The following is a 17465-nucleotide window of genomic DNA, read 5'->3' as shown; positions in this document are numbered from 1 at the left end:
GTGGCCTACGTCGGAGCAAAGCTGCAGTCCAAGTGAGCCGCGTGCGGCCGGTCAAGATGGGATGACTGGACGCTCACTGAGCGCCACCGGCAGAGACATTGCAAGAGTACCTAAAGTTTATTCGCAAACCTAGTATCACCACGACCGATTGAATATGCCCTCACTGGCCTGGTTGGTGTGCAAGAACTTAGGCGTGCCGTATTGCGCTATCGCCTCCTTGACACCATTTGTAAACATCTTGGTGTCTATCGAGATCGACACGCGCCAGACCGGCACCTGGCAGCAATACCAGTCGATCACCACATCCAAATAAACCCGCCCTGGGTCATCGGGATCGAACTGATGTCCATCGCGCGGCCCTAGGAGCATGGAGTAACACCGGGTGACAGGCATCGCGCGCAGCAGATATCGATGATCGTGCGCCCGGGCATCTTCTTGCGAATTTTGGGCTTCCTGTATTGCCGTGCTGGCCATGCGAACTCACTACCTTATCCAACGGGTGAGCATGCTGCACAAGGCCCGCAAGCTCAGCGGTGCGGCATCCAATCCCTGCCAGGGCAGCCATATATGCGTCGGCCTGGAGCTCACTCCAATCTGCTTGTCAAAGCCGAATTTCACTCCAGTCAACGTCACAAGCTTGTCATGTTCCCCAGATAGCTTTGGCATCTGGTCAATCCACTTAATTCCTATCTTATGAAGCGATACCTTCTGCCCCTGACCATCGTTGCTACGGGTGTGCTCTCTGCATGTGGCGGTGGCTCTGGCGACAGCAGTGTTCTGCTTTCTTCCGCTCCTGCGGTTGCGCATGTACTTCTGATCAGTGTGGATGGTCTGCATGAGCAGGACGTGGCCCACTGCATCGCGGCAAAAATCTGTCCGTCGATTGCCGCACTGGCGCAAACGGGTGTTAACTACACCAACGCGTCCACCCCTGGGCTGTCGGATTCGTTCCCGGGGCTGGCCGCGCTGGTTACCGGCGGTTCTCCGAAGACTACTGGGCTGTTCTACGACGTCTCCTATGACCGCACGCTTTACGCACCGAGTGACACCGCATGCGCTGGCGTGCAAGGCTGGAACGTCGTGTTCGACGAAACCGTTGGCATCGATAGCGTCAATGGCGGTGCCCGCATCCATCTCGATGGCGGCGGCACTTTCAACCCGCAAGCTATTCCGCACGCCAAAGTGAATGGCAACTGCATGCCCGTTTTTCCACACGACTACATTCAGACCAATACGGTCTTTGAGGTGGTGAAAGCAAACCTTGCTGGTGCGCGCACTGCTTGGGCCGACAAGCATGCTTGGGGTTACGACTGGTTGAATGGTCCGTCAGGCAAGGGCGTTGACGACTTGGCGCGCACCGAAATCAATTCAGTCGATGCCGCCACGGGAACCGAATACACAGACAAATTCGCTCACACCGAGAAATTCGATGACATGCACGTGCAGGCCATCCTCAATCAGATCGATGGAATGAACTCGACAGGCACATCTGCCGCGGCGGTTCCTACGGTTTTCGGCACCAACTTTCAGACGCTGAGCGTGGCGCAAAAGGCAACCAATGCCAGTGGCGGCGGCTACACAGACGCGACGTTCACCCCAGGCGTTCAGGTCTCCGCCTCCATAGCCTACGTAGACACAGCAATCGGGAAAGTGATAGCAGAGCTGAGTGCAAAGAATCTGCTGACTTCGACATTGTTTGTCTTAACAGCCAAACATGGACAATCACCAGCCGACCACAGCACACTGGTGAAGAATGGCGACACGCTGACAGCGCTGGTGCAATCCAGCGGCTATTTGGACGCTGCCGGCAACTGGGGGCAAAACGCCACCGCCACTGGCAGCCTGAACGACGGAACCGGGCTGTCGGGCACCGGCATCATTCAGACGGATGATTTAGGCCTCATTTGGCTGAAAGACCAGCGGCAGGTTGCAGCAGCGGTTGCCACACTCAATGCGAATTTAGGTTGCACCGCCCCGGGAATTTGCGCCAATGGAGCAGGCGCCAGCATTTTATCCGGGGCAGCGCTCACGGCAAAGTTCGGTGACCCAGCTTCAGGGCGCACACCCGACATCATCGTGCAGCCCAATCCGGGCGTGATTTACACGAGCAGCAAGAGTAAAGACGCCGAGCACGGCGGCAACGCACCTGACGATAGTCATGTCGCGCTCATCGTATCGAAGCCGTCAATCATTGCGCAGACCAACACAGCAATGGTTATGACTACGCAGGTGGCACCAACGATACTGACGTCACTCAAGCTGGATCCGAACCTGCTGAATTCAGTGAAACTGGAAGGCACTTCGGTACTCCCCGGTCTGAGCTTCTAAATGCCTTGGGTTGTTGGGGCCGCGGGTCCGGCTTGCGGTTGGCCGCCTGCGAGCTCCACGACCAGATATACCCTGTGCGCACGCGCGCTCCCCCGATACGTGCCCGGTGTCTGGATGCCCCGTGGACTTACGATCCGGCCAACCTTGCCAGCGCCCACGCAAATGTGAGAACCAAGGCAATGACCACTGCCGAGCAGAACCAGACTGTGCCGCCCTCCCGTACCGCCAGCTCGCGAGGGCCCGCACTTCTGCACGCCCGTATTGGGCGCTCCGGCTTGTCCGTCCACCATCCAAAATTTGTTTCGGTTCCGTTTTCCATGTAACTAATTTTAATTACATCTGGCCCGGTGTGATGGATCAGCTTCGAAGCTCCGCAGCCAAATGCGCAAAACCTAACGAAAGCGCACTTAGTCATGGTGCGTCGCAGAAAGCAAGTCGCGTTTTCGCAATACCTGTTCTGGCAACGCCTCAATATCCGCGCAATTGTCCGCACAGGCGCATTACTCCCTCTGAGGCGGACACTTGGCTGACCCTAACCGTCACGGCCCCGCCCAAGTGCCAGCACTGATTTCTACCACCTACTCATGGGTGAATGAGATTTCGGCATCTGGGTCCGTTCGCGAGCGGCGCAATACTCACGCATTCGGAATGCACTCCGGGCGTGCGCGATAGGCTCGGCTTGGCTCTATTTGATCGCGACACTCCCATGGGTCAGTTAAGTCCTGGTGTCGGGTTCAAGTCTCGACCTGCAGTACAACATAGGCGTCGAGCCCCTTATGCAACGATCGCTGCCACTGCCTTCGTATCCAGCAAACGCATCGAACTCAGTCGCGATCATCCCATTCGCGGTGATGGTGATGGTCGTGGTCCCCGTGCTCGTGTTCGTGTTCACGGCGCCAGTGGTCGCCACGCTCGTATTGATATTGCGCTGAGGGTCCGTAGTACACCGGCGGCGGGGAGTAGTACGCCTGAGGAGCTTGGCGGTAGTACACCGGCGGAGACGGTTGATAGTAGATCGGCGCCGGGCGCGAGAAAACCGGTGCAGGCTCGTAGTAAACCGGGCCCGGTGCATTGATCCCAATGGACCAGTTGACCTGGGCGCTGGCCGACGCAGCGGCCAAGAGGGCTGATATACAGACCGCACCGACTGCTAGGTGTCGGAACAAATTTGAGCGATTGAGGTTCATGGGAGGTCTCCTACCGGGAGCGAACGCCGCTCCTATGTCACCATCCAACGCATGCCAGGCGTGCAACGTCGACCGACTGGCGTGTGAAGACTGTTTCTAAAGGTGTCCGTCACTCAGGAATACGTGATCGATAAAGAAGTAATTCAAGCTCTGCGCCAGACCGAGAACTGCGGTGGATGCAGTCCTGAAAAGCAAGTTTGACGTAAAGCTCGACTGCTCAGATTCGATCTTCGTAGGATTACATGAACTACTTCCAGGTGGTCCACGTGTTTGTCCGCATCGCCCTTCTCGGCGCACAGTTTCGAGCCGGGTTTGTGACGGCGGCGGCGCAAGCTGGAGCATCGACATGGTCTAACCAAAGGCAGACGGAGCATAGGTCGGAGATCACGGTGCACCGCTATACCCGGGGCATCTCTCCTTTCAAGATGAACGCATCACAGACGGCGCTGCGATTCTGATCACGTTAACCACCGATCTTGACATCCTCCCCGCCCTGAAGGGCGGGGATTCCTACGGTGCTACGCATGAGTGAGCTCACGCGCAGTCGCTTCGGCGGGTTCCTGCTTCACAGAGGCTGGTTTCGCGGTGGTCTTGCGACCACGGCCAGAGCCGTCCTCTCCACAGGCTATGACGCGGTGTCCCCGCGCCAGTATGTTCATTGCGCCGACAACGTCGGCGTTGTTCTCGTAGCCGCAGTCCAGACAGGCGAACAGCGCCTGCGTCTTACGGTTGCCAGCGGCCACGTGTCCGCAGGCCGGACAGGTCTGGCTGGTGTAGTGCACAGGCACTGCAACCAGCATGCCGCCGCTCCAGTTCAGCTTGTAGTCCAGCTGACGCCTGAATTCGAACCAGCCTTGATCGAGGATGGCTTTGTTCAGCCCTGCCTTCTGCCGCACTTGCTTGCCGGGCGTTTGGACATCGCCTTTGGCCGACCGGCTCATGTTGCGCACCTGCAGATCCTCGACAGCGACCATCGCGTGGTTTTTGCTGATGGCAGTCGTGTTCTTGTGCAGGAAGTCTTTGCGGGCGTTGGCGATACGGCCGTGGATGTTCTGAACCTTGGTCCTGGCCTTCTTCCAGTTGTTGCTGAACTTCTTCTTGCGACTCATCGACCGTTGGTAACGGCGAAGACGCACTTCGTGTCTCTTGAAGCTGGACAGTGGGGCCACGAAGCTGCCGTCGCTGAAGGTCGCGAACCGCGCAATGCCGACATCGATGCCGATGGCCGTGATCGCCTCCACCGAGCGCAGCATCGGTGGCTCGACCTCGCGTTCTGTCTGGACAGAGAAGAACCACTTGCCGCCCGACGAGCTGACCGTGATGTTCTTGGGCCTCCCCAGCACGTCCCGGCTCGCGCGGTAGCGCATCCACCCCAGCTTGGGCAGCTTCACCCGACCATTGGCCTGGTCGACCTCGAACTGCTTGGCGTCGGGGTAGCGCAAGCGCGCCGCAGAGTCCTTGCGCTTGAAGCGAGGAAAGCCGGGTTGGCGCCCGGCTTTGACGTTGGAGAAGAAGTTCTTGTAGGCCCGCTCCAGGTCTTTGAGGGCGTGCTGCAAAGGATGCACTGGAGCGTCTTTGAGCCACGGCGTCTCAATGCTGTTTCGCCAGACGGTGAGCAACTTCGCCATGGCCACATAGCCGATGAACTTGCCGCCGGCCTCGTAGTTGGCCTTTTGCAAGGCCAGGGCCTTGTTGAAGACGAACCGGCACGAGCCCGCGAAGCGGCGCATATCGCGCTCCTGCTCGCCGTTGGGCATGAGTTCGAACTTGAAAGCCTGGAGCCGCAGCATGGCTTTAACTATACTTGGTCTGATGAACACCGACGAAGATATTCGCAAGGGAAGACACTGCGTTTTCCTGATGCATGTGCATTTGGTCTTCGTCACCAAATACCGACGTGGCGTTTTCACCAAAAAGATCCTCGACGACCTGCGAATTGTCTTTGCTGGCGTCTGTGCGGACTTCGAGGCGCAGCTGGTGGAGTTCGACGGGGAGGACGACCATGTGCATCTGCTGGTGAACTACCCGCCCAAAGTTGCGGTGTCGAATCTGGTGAACAGCCTGAAGGGCGTATCCAGTCGGATGATTCGGCTCAAACAGTACCCGACCATTCACAAAAAGCTCTGGGATGGCGCCCTCTGGTCGCCAAGCTACTTCGCCGGGAGCTGCGGGGGCGCCTCGATTGCCGCCATCCGGCAGTACATCGAACAGCAGCAGACACCTCACTGACCGCCGCCGGATACAGGGCCAGCTTCGCTGTTCGCGCTTTCCTTCCCCGCCCTGAAGGGCGAGGTTTGACGGGCACTCCGATCAGATACGCGCGCGCAACTCCCTCACACCGCGACCAAGCTTGCGTCGCAGAAGGACGCGCAAAGTGACTCCGTCGGAGTAGCCGATCTGCGTGGCGATTTGATCGATGCTTTCACTGCTGGTGCGCAGTAGCTGCACCGCACGCTCGACTCGCAGATCCTGAAAGTACGACAGCGGTGTCTTGCCCAACACGCTGTGCAGGCGCCGAGCCAGCGTGCGTTTGCTGGCGCCGACTGCGACAGCCGCTTCTTCGAGCGAGAAGCCTCGCGCGAGTTGCTGGCGGGCCCAGCCCTCGAAGCGCTCGACCACGGGGTCGGCGTGAGAGAGGTGATCGGGGATCACGAACTCGGCTTGCGAGCCGCGCGCTTCGACCAGCAGATAGCGCGCCGCCAGCGCCGCCAGCGCCGGGCTGCGGCTGCGGACGATGCTCAGCGCAAGGTCGATATGAGCGAGGGCCGCGCCAGCCGTGATGAAGCGCGCCGAGTTCACGAGCATGCGGGACTCGTCGAGCATCACCTTCGCATAGCGCTGCCGAAACATCGGAGCCAGCCACCACGACGTCGTGGCGCGCTGACCGTCGAGCAACCCGCTCTCGGCCAGCACGAATGTGCCGGTGCACGCGGCGCCAGCGACCGCACCAGCGTTTGACCACTGCTGCAATACGACGGCCGCGTCGGCCATGTCGGCGTGTGCAAGTCGAGCCGCGAGCGTGTCCGGCATCTTGGCGCCGAGCGCGGGCACGAGCACGACGTCGGGCTTCACCGCACCGTGCAGGGGTACCACCGGCACGGTCAGCCCCTGCGCGGTGCGCACCCGCCGTCGCACCCCTACCAACGCCACTTCGACTGGCGACGGCGCGTGTGCGAGCAACCCAGCCACTTGGTTCGCCGTGTCCAGCGTGTCGGTAAGGGCCGCAAGGCCCAAGTCGAACACGCCGTCGAGAACCAGAATGTGAATACGCATGGCAGTAATGGTATCAATGTTGGCTTTCTTGCCACTCGCTGATTGTCCGTGCGGCGCAGAGACTTGCCACTCGCCAATCCATTTACCTGTTCAACGAGAGAAGCACTCCATGTCCAAATTCGCCCTGTTCGTCCGTCTGGAAGCCAAGCCCGGCCAGGAGGCTGCGGTTGCCGCCTTTTTGGCTGGCGCGTTGGCGCTCGCCAATGCCGAGTCGGGGACCACCACCTGGTTCGCGCTGCAATTCGGCCCGTCGACGTTCGGTGTCTTCGACACCTTTGCTGACGAGGAAGGCCGTGAGGCCCATCTGCATGGCCCGATCGCCGCGGCGTTGATGGCCAACGCAGCGGCGTTGCTCAGCACGCCGCCGAACATCGAGAAAATCGATCTGCTCGCGGCGAAGTTGCCTGGATGACCAAACCCTAGCGACGCAGTTCCTCGATAAGGTACTCGAGCAGAGCGCATGCCGAGGGCTTCGGTCGTCGGCCCGGCATGAACGTGCTGTGGGCCTCGACCTCGCCCCTCTTCCAATCGGGTAGCCCGTACATGTCGTGGTTACATGCTTTCGTGCCCACTCAATGAATATGTCCTACCGCCACAGTCATCGCCGATGATGGCCACACTGCATGCTCCTTCGCTGGCGCCAGCTTTTGCCAGCTAAATTTTGGTTTTCCAAAACGCTTGCATTGCCTTCGTCCGCTCATCACGCTCAGTGGTCAGGTACATCGAAGTCGTCCCGATCGACACGTGCCCGAGGTTGTTCTGCACCACCTGCAGCGGCACCGGCCTTTGCACTCCCCTACCCTGCAGCGCATGCGACGCGTGCGAATGCCTCAACCAGTGCGTGCTGAACTTCATTAGTTGCTCCGCATCGGATTCAGGCAGGCTTTTGCTTGCCTCCGCCATAAATGCTTTGAGTGCCTGATAAAGCGCGGAGGCCGACCATGAGGCCGGTTGCTTCACTCCGCTGTCAAAGCGCGCCAGCACGTGGGTGCCGCGGTTGCTCATCGCGCCCACCTGCCGCTCGAACCCGTGCCGTGCCAGTTCGTCGCCCAATTCCTCGACAAGCTCTCCCGGCACAGGCACCTGCCGGTTCCGCCCGCCTTTACCGGTTACCAACAGCAGCCAGCCGGTCGCCATCGCGCCATCATCGGTCCGGTAGTCGACCCGTTCCAGATCTTCACATCTTGCGGCCGTGATCTCGGCCAAGCGCAGGCCCGTCGCATAAAGCCAGTGCATGCTGCGCCGGAGTCGCCGGTCCATCTGTGAGTCGCAATGCCCCTGCAACAACGCGTCGATGTGATCCCACTGCGCAAACGTCAGCGTCCTGCTCGATCCCAGTGGCCGCTGTGGTCCGGGTGGCAGCGCCACCGCAGCGAACGGATTGCCGACGACATACCCTTGGCTCACCCAATAGCCAAACAGGCTTCTAAGGATGATCAGCGACTGCCTCAACGCCACCGTGCCCAGCGGACCTTCCAGAGGCCGCCACAACGGCGACCAGCGCTGTCGGTGCCGCGGGCCACACCAGGTCGCCGGCGGCGCCGACAGAAACGATCGGAACGCCGTCGTATCTTCTTCAGACAACGACGACAGTGCCTTCTTGCGCTCGAGGATGGCCCACAGCAGCAGGCGTTCGGCTTCCTTGCGATACGCCCGCTGCGTAGAAGACAGAGTGCCGTCTTCGACGCCTGCTTTCTTCGAAGCCAGCCACGCACCGACGGCCTCACGGTCGTCGGCCGCCATCAAGCGGCACTTCTCGCGCGGCGCACGATAGCGCCCTGCGTTGCCGTTGAGTTCGGCGGGCAAGACGAATTTCTCGTAGGGACGAATGGCTGTTGCGGCAGGAACGACTGCGGCAAGGTCGACCTGTGAAAGCTGCGCCCTCGGCGTCTCTGCGTGGACGCCGACTTGAAGCCCTAGCACCTCTTCGTTCGCGTGCAGCCAGTCCAAGATCCGCAAGGCCTTCAGTTCGCCAACACCGGGCACATCCACCCACCACCGTGCACCGATGGCATTGATGCGTTCGACCAGTGCAACGAGCGTCGGGATTCCAGCACGCTCCAGGCGTGCCGACAGTGAGGGGTTGAGCCAGGCGGCCACGCCATCGCCTGGTTTGGGGTCCTGCGCCACCAGCCCCTGCAGCCAGCGCAAGGCCTCGAGCTGTCGTTCGATGACACGACCACGACGGGAAGTGGCTGCGGGAGCGCCCTGCCCTCCCGTGCCCGCGCTCGGGTACGCCTCTTCATAGGCTTCGAGCTGCTCGGCTTCCGAGAAGTCTTCCATCCCACTCGCCTCGGCGAACTCTGCGAGGCTCGGGATGGCTGGGGCGGAGACGAACCGATCCGGATCTAGCAAGATCAGCCGGGCCGTGCCCGGCCTGTGCTCGCGCCGGGCGGCCGCGGCAAACTGGTCCCGGATCCATGCACTGGTCCGGCGCACCTGGCGCAAATCCGCGTGCTCGCCTTCCAGGCCTAGATAGCGGTCCCAACTAGCCCGCTCGTCCAAACCCTGTGCCAGCGCCCGCATGAAGGCGAAATGTCCACTGTGCAGCTTGCGCGGCGGAGTTTTTCGCCGAGTCACGTGGATGTCATCGGTCGGTGGTCATCACCGGCTTGCCAGAACTTCCACCAGGCGCGAACCGGTGTCGCCTCCGGCGGCAGGCTCCGCATCTGGCTCGCCCGGGTCCTGCGCCGCCGCTCGACCTCGAAAGCCTGCGCGATGCCGGAGCCCTCGCGGTCACCGTCCAGCGCCCTCGCGCGCCCGGAGGCGCATTGGCGCTCGAGCTCCTCATTCCCGACTTGGGCGAGCTGGTAAAGCTGGCGGACTGTCATCGACTTGAAGTGAGCATGGGTGAAGCGCGGTCCCTGGGAGGTGTTCAGACGACTCAGACCTGTTCCGGCTTGCAGAAAAGAATGCTGTGACTGAAATAGCGGCCGAAGCTGTAAGTCATGATTTGTCCAATGATAAATAATATTATCATCAACGCGATATTTTGCTTTCAAAGTTGACAACCAGTTAGGACATCAATCTAAGTTTTTGATTTGATTGGGGTTTTTAACCCGCCGTCCTGTTCGGGTCTGCGGGTTGTTGCCATTCTTTACCAGCTAGTCCGGCATGTTGCACCTAATGCGACGGTCTTTGCGAAAAGGATCTCGAGTCCAATCTCCGGCGCCACTCGTCTAGATCGAGTATCCCAACGGATCTCACATTGTCGTCAACTCATCGCGTGCGGATCCTGCGCAAGGCTTCGCCGATTGCCGCTTCCAAACCCTCGAGCGTTGCATCAGTCGCGGCCTCTGCGGAAATGGAGAGCGTCAGTTCGCCGCCCTTCGATCGCACCAGCGAACCGGCCCTCTTCCCGGCGATCTGCAGCTCGATCTTTTCCGGCTTGTCGAAACCGACCTTGGCGTCCAGCAACCTGGCCACCAAAGCGGCCGGCGCCAACCCCTGGCCGCGCAATTTCTCCACACGCCGCAGTACGCCACGCTGGTCCTTTTCCATGACCACGTTGATCTGCTCCGCGTGGCGGAAACTGATCTCCAGTGGACTCCGGAAGCACTCGACAACGGCCAGTGGCAGCTGCGCCACCATCAGCGCCTTGCGTACCCAGGTGTGGCTCACGCCCACCGCCTCCGCCAGCTGGCGTTGGGTCGGAAATAGTTGTTCTTCCAGCGCGCGCTGGTACATCAGGCCCTGCTCGTAGCTGGACAAATCGGCTCGTTGGCGGTTTTCTCGATCCATGGCCGCGAAGAGAGCTGCGTCGCCCAGCTCGTCCGTCCAGATCGACGCCAGCACTGGAATGCCCAGCTCGAGGCAGGCTCTGTGGCGACGGTGGCCAAATACGATTTCAAACTGGCCCGGTTCCTTTTCCAAGGGCTTGACCAAGATTGGCTGGACGTTGCCGCCTGCGTGCTCGATGTCGGCCTTGAGGCCAGCAAAGGCGCTCATCTTGAAAGAGGCGTCGTGGCGGTTGGCCCAGCGGCTGGGTCGAATGTTCATGGGGTCGAGCTTGCGCGTCGGCACGGAACCCTCGTACTGGCTCAGCCTCTCGCGAAGGCTAGCCATCTCCCCTTCCACCTGCTGGATCTGGCCGCGGAAGGCGATCATCTGTCCTGGCCCAGTGCGCGGGCCGGCCACGCGCCCGGCGACTGGTGGAAACCTGGTTTCCACGTCGGCATTGACGGACGGCGGCCCCTCGGACTCACTGCGAACCGGAAGACGTTCTACGGGCGGCGCGGCCACGGGCATCGTCAGCCCTGCCGTCAGGGCTTCAAGACGTTTGCGTGTGCTGGCCATGGTGGCGCCTCCGTTGATTTGGTTCGATGGTGCTGTGCTTGCTCGAGTTGGCGAGCCTGCGAGTACTTAGTGCGCCTCTAACCGGCGCGCGCTGGAGCATGACAAGAAGCTGGGACTGCAGCGTGGAAACCTGGTTTCCACCATCGCACTCCCCCGCCCTACGAAGCCTAATTTGCATGCCGAAGCATGGAAACCTGGTTTCCACGCTGTCTTTCGTCGATGCGGTTTGACCTGTCATTTCGCTGCCCGTTCAGGCGACGCCCACGCCCCGACTATGGATTGCTCGACCAGTTCAACAAAAGAGTCATAGGCGTCCACTGCACGCTTGTATGTCTTCGCCGCACCTTCGTATTTCTGCACGTCGTACACCGTAGCGAATTCGGCGGCCTTATTGCTGGTCACGCTGGTCTTGGGAATCTCGACCGGCAAGGTGTATTCGCCATATGTAGCCTGAATCCATTGCCTTACGGCCGGCATTGCAGGGTCTGCCGCGTCTACCCGGCTGAGCAGAACGTGCAGAAAGTCAAAAGCCTTACCTTCACGGTCGGCGCTTTGCGCGTCCAGATTGCCTCCCATGTCCGCCAGCAGGGCCCAAAACTGGGCCGACGAGGCGAAGTCCAGACCCGAAGGGGGTACCGGCACTACGATTCCGTCAGCAGCCCACAGGGCATTGATCGTCACGTACGACAAAGAGGGCGGCGTGTCGATCACGATCACATCGTAAAGGTCACGCACCGAATCCAGACCGGCGTTCAGAACATCCCAGAATTTGAAGTCTGGAACTCGCATCTGGCGGGCGGGTAGCGCGAACTCTGCGGAGAACAAGAACGGCGCCGCAGCGACCAGATCGATGCCATCCCAGTAGGTAGAGCGGATCGCGTAACGGATGTCGGTTTCGGAGCCATCGCACAGCGGTCCGATCGTCATCTCTTCGTTGACCTCGGCTTCGGGAAGCAGGCCGTGCAGTGTGGTGAGCGATCCCTGCGGGTCGGTGTCGATGGCCAGGACGCGGTGCCCGCGAAGGCTCAAACCCTGCGCCAAAACCATGGCGGTCGTGGTCTTCGCCACACCCCCCTTGAAGTTACCAACGGCGATCGTGATGGCCTTGCGCCCCGCCGGTCGCATCTGGTCGCCACGATAGGTGCGGGTCCAGCGGCGCAGCTGCTCAAGCGTGAACGTGCGCTTCCCGCCGGAGGGTGTCAACTGGCCAACGGGCAGGTCGTCCTTGGTGATGCGATAGGCCACGTGGGCCTTATCAACCCGGCATAGCGAAGCCAGTTGCGCAGTAGAAAAAGTGGGCGGCAGCTTGCGAGCGTCAGGCGCCAGCAGCATGCCCCTGATCTGCTCGACCATGGAGCCCGCTCGCAGTGCCAACGCTGCGATCTTCTCCATGTTGATGCTTTGGCGCCGCGGCACTTGGGACTCGGTGGAAACCAGGTTTCCAGCGGCCGGGGGAAGAATTGCAGACATGAGACTCGCCTTGTTCGACAGAATCCGGTGATTCTACGAGAATCCATAGAATGAACAAGATATGCGGAAACCGTGCGCATTGGACGCGCGACTATTGTGAGCTCCGTTGGGGACCGCTTCCATCGCCTACGTCAACCGACCTCTCGAATGGGCGAAATCTGCCGACGAAGACGTGCTTTCAAGGCTTTGAGCGCTGCAGGCTCGGCGTCCCAGAGCTATTTGAGCGGAGAAGGGGTGCGGTATCCCATATCCACACACATTGAAGCCCATCCCCTCTCACGCTGCACGGCCCGAAATCCCAAGAACCATCACATGCAATCCCATCGGTTCTCACATTGAAGCCCAACAATCCTCACGCAAACGAAGATAAGTCACTGTCGTGCTTAAGGAATCTGGCATGCCAACTCTTCAAATCCCCAAGTGTTTAACTCAACTGAACCAAGACACAACCGCCCGCCATCTGTGAATTGACCCGATCACAATACGGCCCCATGATGTGCGCTCTCCAATATCCACCACGTCCGTGACTGACGAAGCCGAACTCCCATCCCGAGCGCCACAGCGCGCGCAGCCGACCGCAGAAGAGCAAAGCGTGGCGAAGGCGAACGAAGCGATCGCGATCCGTCCCAAGCGCGGTCGCCTGACCTTGCTGTCCAGACGAATCTACAACGCGCTGCTGTACCACTCCCAAAGGCAGGGCGTCGACGAGCCTGAATACCGGCTCGCGTTGAGCGAACTGATCGGCGACGCCCGCTTCAACTCAAACAACACCGAACTGCTGAAGTCACATCTGCGGGATATGCAGGCCACCACCATCGAGTGGTCGACTAGCAGCAGTACGCTCAAGCGGTGGGTTTCGTCGCAGTTGCTGGGAACGGTGACGATCGAAGAGCAGGGCAGGGGCCGCCCCTGCATGGTGACCTGGCGCTATCCGGAAGAAATCAAGGAACGGCTGGTCAAGCCCCACCAGTACACGCGCGTGCTGCTGGAGATGAGCAGCCAGATGCGCAGCTACTCCGCTGCCGTTCTCTACGAAATCGGCGCCCGCTATCTCACTTCTCCGGGTCGCCTGTCGATGCGCGAGGACGTGATGTGGTGGGCAGCCGTGCTAACCGGGCGCAGCGACATCAAGGAAGTCGACTACCGCTTTCTCAAGCGCGACGTCATCAATAAAGCGCTCGCGGAGATCGATGCCTTGTGCGAAGACTTCGGGCTCGAATTGATCGAGCACAAGCGGGGTCGCAAAATCGAAGAAATCCAGTTCAGGGTGGTGCCCAAGCTGCAGCAACGCTTGGGCGACATCGACGCGCCGAATCGCAACATCTTCGATTTGGAACTGGTGGGGCGTCTGATCACCCTGGGCATCAAGCAGGATGAGGCGCAGGACCTCTACGCCACCACGGACGAAGGCCAGATCCGCGCCACGCTAGACCACCTAGACCAACGCTTGCGCAACAATGCCATGCCTCCGTTGAAGTCGCCGGCGGCGTACTTCAAGGATGCGTTGAAAAAGGGCTACGCGGGCGTCACAGCTACCGCGGCGTCAGCGCCGGGGCCAGCGCCCGCCGCGTCGTCGCTCCCGGTGCTGACGGAGGCCGACCGGCTGCGTCGTATCCGCGAATTGTGGGAGAACGACCGCGTCGGTCAGGCGAGGGCTGTATTTGCTGAAATGCTAGGTTCGATGCAGGCTGAAACCTGTAGCCGATTTGAGTCGCTGCAGTTGGGAAAGATCGCAGCGCCGATCGCGCGGGCGTGGCGGAGGGACGGTCCGGCCAGCCGCATTGCCGGCACCACTTTCTTTAAGTGGCTGGCTCAGGAGACTTGGCCCGAAGAGCCGACCGATCGCGTGTTGCTTGACTTTGCCTTGCAACGTGGCGTCGTCGGCGTCTAAGAAGTGAGCAGTTACTTAGGCGAACACTCAGTTAAACAGGTCGCTGTCGGGATTCAAATCGATTGACCTGGCCGCGTGGCTTGCCCGCCTGACGAAGGTCTTATCGACCCGGCGCCGATGCTGCTAGGGAGCCCGGTCCGTTGCAGTAGGCGCTCGCGTACTGCCTGCGAGCCGCGCGTGAGGTCACGTATGCCGGCGACACCGATGAATTGTTCCCGTCGATGACGGCATGTATGTGCCGCACCTTACGCAAACACGGAAGGGCAGGGCGCTCGGCCGCCCTGGATTGCAGCCGAGACCGCTCGATCAAGGCGCAAAGCGCTTGAGGGCGGTGGTGACCAGGCCGCAGATGATGAACCGCTAGCCCTCGCGGAACGCAATCTCGGGGAAGGTTGGATTCAGCGGCACCAGTTTCACGCGGTGCGCTCGCTTGTGCAATGTCTTGACGGTGAGGTCATTGTCGACCTGCGCCACCACGATACAGCCGTGCCGTGGTTTCAACGCCCGGTCGGCCACCAGGATCACTCCGTCGTCCATGCCCACCTCGGGCATCAACTGGCCACTGGTCTGCCAAAAGAAGGGGGCCCGCGGATGCTTGATCAGCAGCTCGTTGCGATCGTGGCGCTTGGTCAGGAAATCGTCAACCGGCGACGGAGTGCCCGCGGTCAGTCTGCCCTGCACGAAGGGAAGAGAGCGACGCCCGGCGTCAACGCCGCCAGCAGGGCAGCCGCCGGGGTGCCGTCGATTCATCCAACATCAAGTTGGAGGGCCGAGTCCGAAAGAGAATATTGTGCGAAGGTTTTCCAACGTGACGATGCAAAGTTGTCGATGCGCTGTCTACCGAACGGCAAGTCCCTTTATGACTTGCACCGTGCTATTGAAATATTGAAAGATTGCCATGACCATCGAGCTGGACAAGGATGCGCGCCAAGAGGCGATCGCCTCCGTCGAGCGCTACTTCCGGGAGAACATGGAGGAGCGGATCGGTAACGTTGCCGCGGGTGGGCTGCTGAAATTCTTTTTGGAGGAAGTGGGCCCGCTCATATACAACCGGGCGGTCGCCGACGTGCAGAAGCGAATGCAGGCCCGCGTCTCGGAACTGGACATCGAAGTCCACGAAGACGAGTTCCCGTACTGGCGAAAGCTTGACCGCAAACAGCACGATCGCAAGTGATGGTGCGATGGTCGTGTGCAGTTCCTGGCTTTAAGCCCGGCCACCGTCGTCTTCAGGGGATGCAGGCGGAAGCTCTTGACCCACATGCTTTGAACCTATGAACAAACGACGCGTCCACGAACTCATGCGAGCCCGCTTCCCGGCCTCTGCTCCCGCACAGCAGGCATGGACAAATATTGCGGATGTGCGGAGTCGTCTGCTGGCCGAGCAGGCATATGCAAGCGTTGCGCAGCCCTTTGTCGATCGGGGCATCGAGGAAGTGCTGGTACAGGTACATCGCAAGGTCGGAGGCCGCATGCCAACCACGCAACTGATGGCGTACGTCGCAGAGCACATCGCGGAAGGGCACATCAGGATTGCAGACCGTGCGTTCTCCGTGTTTTGTGTTGTCGCCGCGAATGGTGTTGCAACCAGCTGGCAAGACGAAGCGGTAGGAGTCGACGCCCAGTAGTCAAGCTAGGCGTTTACTCTTGCGCCCTCAGCGCCGGTAACCCCAAATGTTGCTCGTTGCTCTGTCGCTAAGGCACGGCCTTCGCTCTACTTGCGATCGCTTGATGGGAGCAGCTTTCGGTGCGCTGCAGTTTCTGCCTGATATCGACCATTCGACAAAAAGATGTGGATCGTCGTCATCACTGCATTGTTGCCCAAGGCGCGTTGCCGGTGAAGCAAGCCGCCCGGAATGGATTCGCGGTCAGTAGCTCATCTTGATCGCAACTCCCTGAGCCCATCGGCTGTCCCAATGCGCCGTGAATTGCGCGGCCAGCTTCGGGTTGTTCCAGACGACCAGAGTGTTTTCAGAGTTGGAGCGGGCCGCTGCCTGGCTGTAATTGAACGAGCCGGTCTCGGTGTGGAGACCGTCGACCTCGATGTACTTGTCATGGTGAATGGCGTAGGTTGAAATGACCTTGATCGGGATGTCCGCGCCCGCGATGAGGTTCATTGCCGCGATGCTGGCCTTGCCGCGATTGCCCCGGTCGTCCACCAGCACCTTCACGTCGACACCGCGCTTGTGGGCTTCGATGAGCGCACGCACTATGTTCGGCGAAGTGAACGAGTAGCCGGCGAGTCGTGCCGACTGGCGCGCGCTGCCGATGACCTTGAGTACGAGTGCCTCGGCTCCGGCTTCTGGCGAGAAGCCAACCTCGATCTGCTGACCGTCAGGCACAGAAAGTGTTGCCGATGCCTGGTGCTGCACGGAGCAGCCGACCGGCATCAGTATCGCCAGGCATAGCACGCAGCGATTCAGATCAGGAAAGGTTAAAAGTTTCATCAAGGAAAGTGCAACAGTGTGGTGGGAATCCTAACCAGGAGCACGGAATTGCTTTCCTTGGACACGCTGAAACTGAATTGCCTGCAGATGGTTCCGGCGCTGTCCAATGAAGTTGCCCAGAACCATGGGTGACAACGAATGATAGTTTTACAACTATCTCTGCACGAGTGCCGTTGGGGCGCTGCTGTTCAACCTGCGTGCAAAGCCGTACGAGCACACCAGCGTGGTGGTGATGACCAACCTGGACTTCGCAGAATGGTTCAGTGTGTTCGGGAATCCGAAGATGACTACCGCGTTGCTCGACTAGCTCACGCACCACTGCTACATCATCGACACGGGCAATGACAGTTGCCAGATCACGCACGCCACGACGAACTCAGAGAAGCACATAAAGTCTCGTGAGCAGGCGCGAAAGACGCCGACTGGAAACGCCGGCTAAGCAATTACACAAGCGGGGCAAGGTTCTCTGGGCTTCACCCTTCGTGCCTTCTTCGCGCAAGCGATCTGCCATTCAAAAGGAGCCGAGAAAGGACGAAGACGGTGGAGTCATGCACAGCCGGCATCCCCGATGCCAGC

Annotated in this window: 17 protein-coding genes and 1 pseudogene; 8 read left to right on the top strand and 10 right to left on the bottom strand. The window is 60.2% G+C overall.

Annotation, left to right across the window (positions count from 1 at the left end; genetic code table 11):
• Positions 1-135 precede the first annotated feature (135 nt).
• Complete coding sequence (locus tag QN397_RS21920) at positions 136-474, bottom strand: hypothetical protein (protein ID WP_323501925.1); 339 nt, start codon at positions 472-474, stop codon at positions 136-138.
• 219 nt (positions 475-693) lie between these two features.
• Here QN397_RS21920 and QN397_RS21915 point away from each other — a divergent pair, with 219 nt between their 5' ends.
• The gene (locus QN397_RS21915) at positions 694-2328 is read left to right on the top strand and encodes an alkaline phosphatase family protein (protein ID WP_323501924.1); all 1635 of its coding nucleotides are present in this window, start codon (positions 694-696) and stop codon (positions 2326-2328) included.
• An 824-nt stretch (positions 2329-3152) separates the two neighbouring features.
• On the opposite strand, the gene QN397_RS21910 is transcribed toward QN397_RS21915, so the two are convergent.
• Positions 3153-3515: a hypothetical protein gene (locus QN397_RS21910; protein WP_323501923.1), complete on the bottom strand. Its 363-nt coding sequence runs from the start codon at positions 3513-3515 to the stop codon at positions 3153-3155.
• A gap of 242 nt (positions 3516-3757) precedes the next feature.
• Here QN397_RS21910 and QN397_RS21905 point away from each other — a divergent pair, with 242 nt between their 5' ends.
• Complete coding sequence (locus QN397_RS21905; RefSeq protein WP_323501922.1) at positions 3758-3973, top strand: hypothetical protein; 216 nt, start codon at positions 3758-3760, stop codon at positions 3971-3973.
• A gap of 60 nt (positions 3974-4033) precedes the next feature.
• Here the strand turns inward: QN397_RS21905 and QN397_RS21900 are convergent, their stop codons facing one another.
• The gene (locus tag QN397_RS21900) at positions 4034-5305 is read right to left on the bottom strand and encodes a transposase (RefSeq protein ID WP_323501921.1); all 1272 of its coding nucleotides are present in this window, start codon (positions 5303-5305) and stop codon (positions 4034-4036) included.
• Positions 5306-5327: 22 nt separating this feature from the next.
• On the opposite strand from QN397_RS21900, the gene tnpA reads away from it, so the two are divergent.
• Entirely contained in the window at positions 5328-5744 is a 417-nt protein-coding gene (tnpA, locus tag QN397_RS21895; protein ID WP_323501920.1) for an IS200/IS605 family transposase, read from the top strand.
• 81 nt (positions 5745-5825) lie between these two features.
• On the opposite strand, the gene QN397_RS21890 is transcribed toward tnpA, so the two are convergent.
• Positions 5826-6788 carry a GlxA family transcriptional regulator gene (locus QN397_RS21890; RefSeq protein ID WP_323501919.1) on the bottom strand — a complete coding sequence of 321 codons (963 nt, stop codon included), beginning with the start codon at positions 6786-6788 and terminating at the stop codon, positions 5826-5828.
• A gap of 109 nt (positions 6789-6897) precedes the next feature.
• Here QN397_RS21890 and QN397_RS21885 point away from each other — a divergent pair, with 109 nt between their 5' ends.
• Positions 6898-7200 carry an antibiotic biosynthesis monooxygenase gene (locus QN397_RS21885; RefSeq protein ID WP_323501918.1) on the top strand — a complete coding sequence of 101 codons (303 nt, stop codon included), beginning with the start codon at positions 6898-6900 and terminating at the stop codon, positions 7198-7200.
• Positions 7201-7442: 242 nt separating this feature from the next.
• On the opposite strand, the gene QN397_RS21880 is transcribed toward QN397_RS21885, so the two are convergent.
• The 4 genes from QN397_RS21880 to QN397_RS21865 all read right to left on the bottom strand — a co-directional run bounded on the left by QN397_RS21880 (position 7443) and on the right by QN397_RS21865 (position 12554).
• Positions 7443-9368: a phage integrase family protein gene (locus QN397_RS21880; protein ID WP_323501917.1), complete on the bottom strand. Its 1926-nt coding sequence runs from the start codon at positions 9366-9368 to the stop codon at positions 7443-7445.
• Positions 9365-9799, bottom strand: coding sequence for a hypothetical protein (locus QN397_RS21875; RefSeq protein WP_323501916.1), 435 nt, complete (start codon positions 9797-9799; stop codon positions 9365-9367). Before QN397_RS21875 ends, QN397_RS21880 begins: the two co-directional genes overlap by 4 nt.
• A gap of 208 nt (positions 9800-10007) precedes the next feature.
• The gene (locus QN397_RS21870) at positions 10008-11084 is read right to left on the bottom strand and encodes a ParB/RepB/Spo0J family partition protein (protein WP_323501915.1); all 1077 of its coding nucleotides are present in this window, start codon (positions 11082-11084) and stop codon (positions 10008-10010) included.
• A 234-nt stretch (positions 11085-11318) separates the two neighbouring features.
• On the bottom strand, positions 11319-12554 hold the full coding sequence (locus tag QN397_RS21865; RefSeq protein ID WP_323501914.1) for an AAA family ATPase: 1236 nt from the start codon (positions 12552-12554) through the stop codon (positions 11319-11321).
• Between the two features lie 523 nt (positions 12555-13077).
• Here QN397_RS21865 and QN397_RS21860 point away from each other — a divergent pair.
• A complete protein-coding gene (locus QN397_RS21860; protein ID WP_323501913.1) occupies positions 13078-14445 on the top strand; it encodes a replication initiation protein in 1368 nt (455 codons plus the stop codon).
• 360 nt (positions 14446-14805) lie between these two features.
• Here the strand turns inward: QN397_RS21860 and QN397_RS21855 are convergent, their stop codons facing one another.
• Positions 14806-15195, bottom strand: coding sequence for a S24 family peptidase (locus QN397_RS21855; RefSeq protein ID WP_323501912.1), 390 nt, complete (start codon positions 15193-15195; stop codon positions 14806-14808).
• A 148-nt stretch (positions 15196-15343) separates the two neighbouring features.
• On the opposite strand from QN397_RS21855, the gene QN397_RS21850 reads away from it, so the two are divergent.
• Both QN397_RS21850 and QN397_RS21845 read left to right on the top strand, forming a co-directional pair.
• Positions 15344-15619 carry a DUF2164 domain-containing protein gene (locus QN397_RS21850; RefSeq protein ID WP_323501911.1) on the top strand — a complete coding sequence of 92 codons (276 nt, stop codon included), beginning with the start codon at positions 15344-15346 and terminating at the stop codon, positions 15617-15619.
• A gap of 124 nt (positions 15620-15743) precedes the next feature.
• Positions 15744-16070: a hypothetical protein gene (locus QN397_RS21845; protein WP_323501910.1), complete on the top strand. Its 327-nt coding sequence runs from the start codon at positions 15744-15746 to the stop codon at positions 16068-16070.
• 240 nt (positions 16071-16310) lie between these two features.
• Here QN397_RS21845 and QN397_RS21840 read toward each other — a convergent pair whose 3' ends face one another.
• Positions 16311-16889: a phospholipase D family protein gene (locus QN397_RS21840; protein ID WP_416352350.1), complete on the bottom strand. Its 579-nt coding sequence runs from the start codon at positions 16887-16889 to the stop codon at positions 16311-16313.
• Between the two features lie 175 nt (positions 16890-17064).
• On the opposite strand from QN397_RS21840, the pseudogene QN397_RS26780 reads away from it, so the two are divergent.
• Positions 17065-17328, top strand: a pseudogene (locus tag QN397_RS26780) (ATP-binding protein); the annotation flags it as partial.
• Positions 17329-17465: the final 137 nt, after the last annotated feature.

The organism is Variovorax sp. RTB1 (assembly GCF_035018765.1).
GTDB lineage: Bacteria > Pseudomonadota > Gammaproteobacteria > Burkholderiales > Burkholderiaceae_C > Variovorax.
The sequence above is the reverse complement of the archived record's forward strand: the minus strand, read 5'-3'. Positions and strand labels throughout refer to the sequence as shown.

What these genes read in the sequence shown, in the direction of transcription:
- QN397_RS21920 (WP_323501925.1), bottom strand. Translation starts at nt 474, where the DNA reads ATGGCCAGCACGGCAATACAGGAAGCCCAAAATTCGCAAGAAGATGCC.
- QN397_RS21915 (WP_323501924.1), top strand. Translation starts at nt 694, where the DNA reads ATGAAGCGATACCTTCTGCCCCTGACCATCGTTGCTACGGGTGTGCTC.
- QN397_RS21910 (WP_323501923.1), bottom strand. Translation starts at nt 3,515, where the DNA reads ATGAACCTCAATCGCTCAAATTTGTTCCGACACCTAGCAGTCGGTGCG.
- QN397_RS21905 (WP_323501922.1), top strand. Translation starts at nt 3,758, where the DNA reads ATGAACTACTTCCAGGTGGTCCACGTGTTTGTCCGCATCGCCCTTCTC.
- QN397_RS21900 (WP_323501921.1), bottom strand. Translation starts at nt 5,305, where the DNA reads ATGCTGCGGCTCCAGGCTTTCAAGTTCGAACTCATGCCCAACGGCGAG.
- tnpA (WP_323501920.1), top strand. Translation starts at nt 5,328, where the DNA reads ATGAACACCGACGAAGATATTCGCAAGGGAAGACACTGCGTTTTCCTG.
- QN397_RS21890 (WP_323501919.1), bottom strand. Translation starts at nt 6,788, where the DNA reads ATGCGTATTCACATTCTGGTTCTCGACGGCGTGTTCGACTTGGGCCTT.
- QN397_RS21885 (WP_323501918.1), top strand. Translation starts at nt 6,898, where the DNA reads ATGTCCAAATTCGCCCTGTTCGTCCGTCTGGAAGCCAAGCCCGGCCAG.
- QN397_RS21870 (WP_323501915.1), bottom strand. Translation starts at nt 11,084, where the DNA reads ATGGCCAGCACACGCAAACGTCTTGAAGCCCTGACGGCAGGGCTGACG.
- QN397_RS21865 (WP_323501914.1), bottom strand. Translation starts at nt 12,554, where the DNA reads ATGTCTGCAATTCTTCCCCCGGCCGCTGGAAACCTGGTTTCCACCGAG.
- QN397_RS21855 (WP_323501912.1), bottom strand. Translation starts at nt 15,195, where the DNA reads ATGAATCGACGGCACCCCGGCGGCTGCCCTGCTGGCGGCGTTGACGCC.
- QN397_RS21850 (WP_323501911.1), top strand. Translation starts at nt 15,344, where the DNA reads ATGACCATCGAGCTGGACAAGGATGCGCGCCAAGAGGCGATCGCCTCC.
- QN397_RS21845 (WP_323501910.1), top strand. Translation starts at nt 15,744, where the DNA reads ATGCGAGCCCGCTTCCCGGCCTCTGCTCCCGCACAGCAGGCATGGACA.
- QN397_RS21840 (WP_416352350.1), bottom strand. Translation starts at nt 16,889, where the DNA reads ATGAAACTTTTAACCTTTCCTGATCTGAATCGCTGCGTGCTATGCCTG.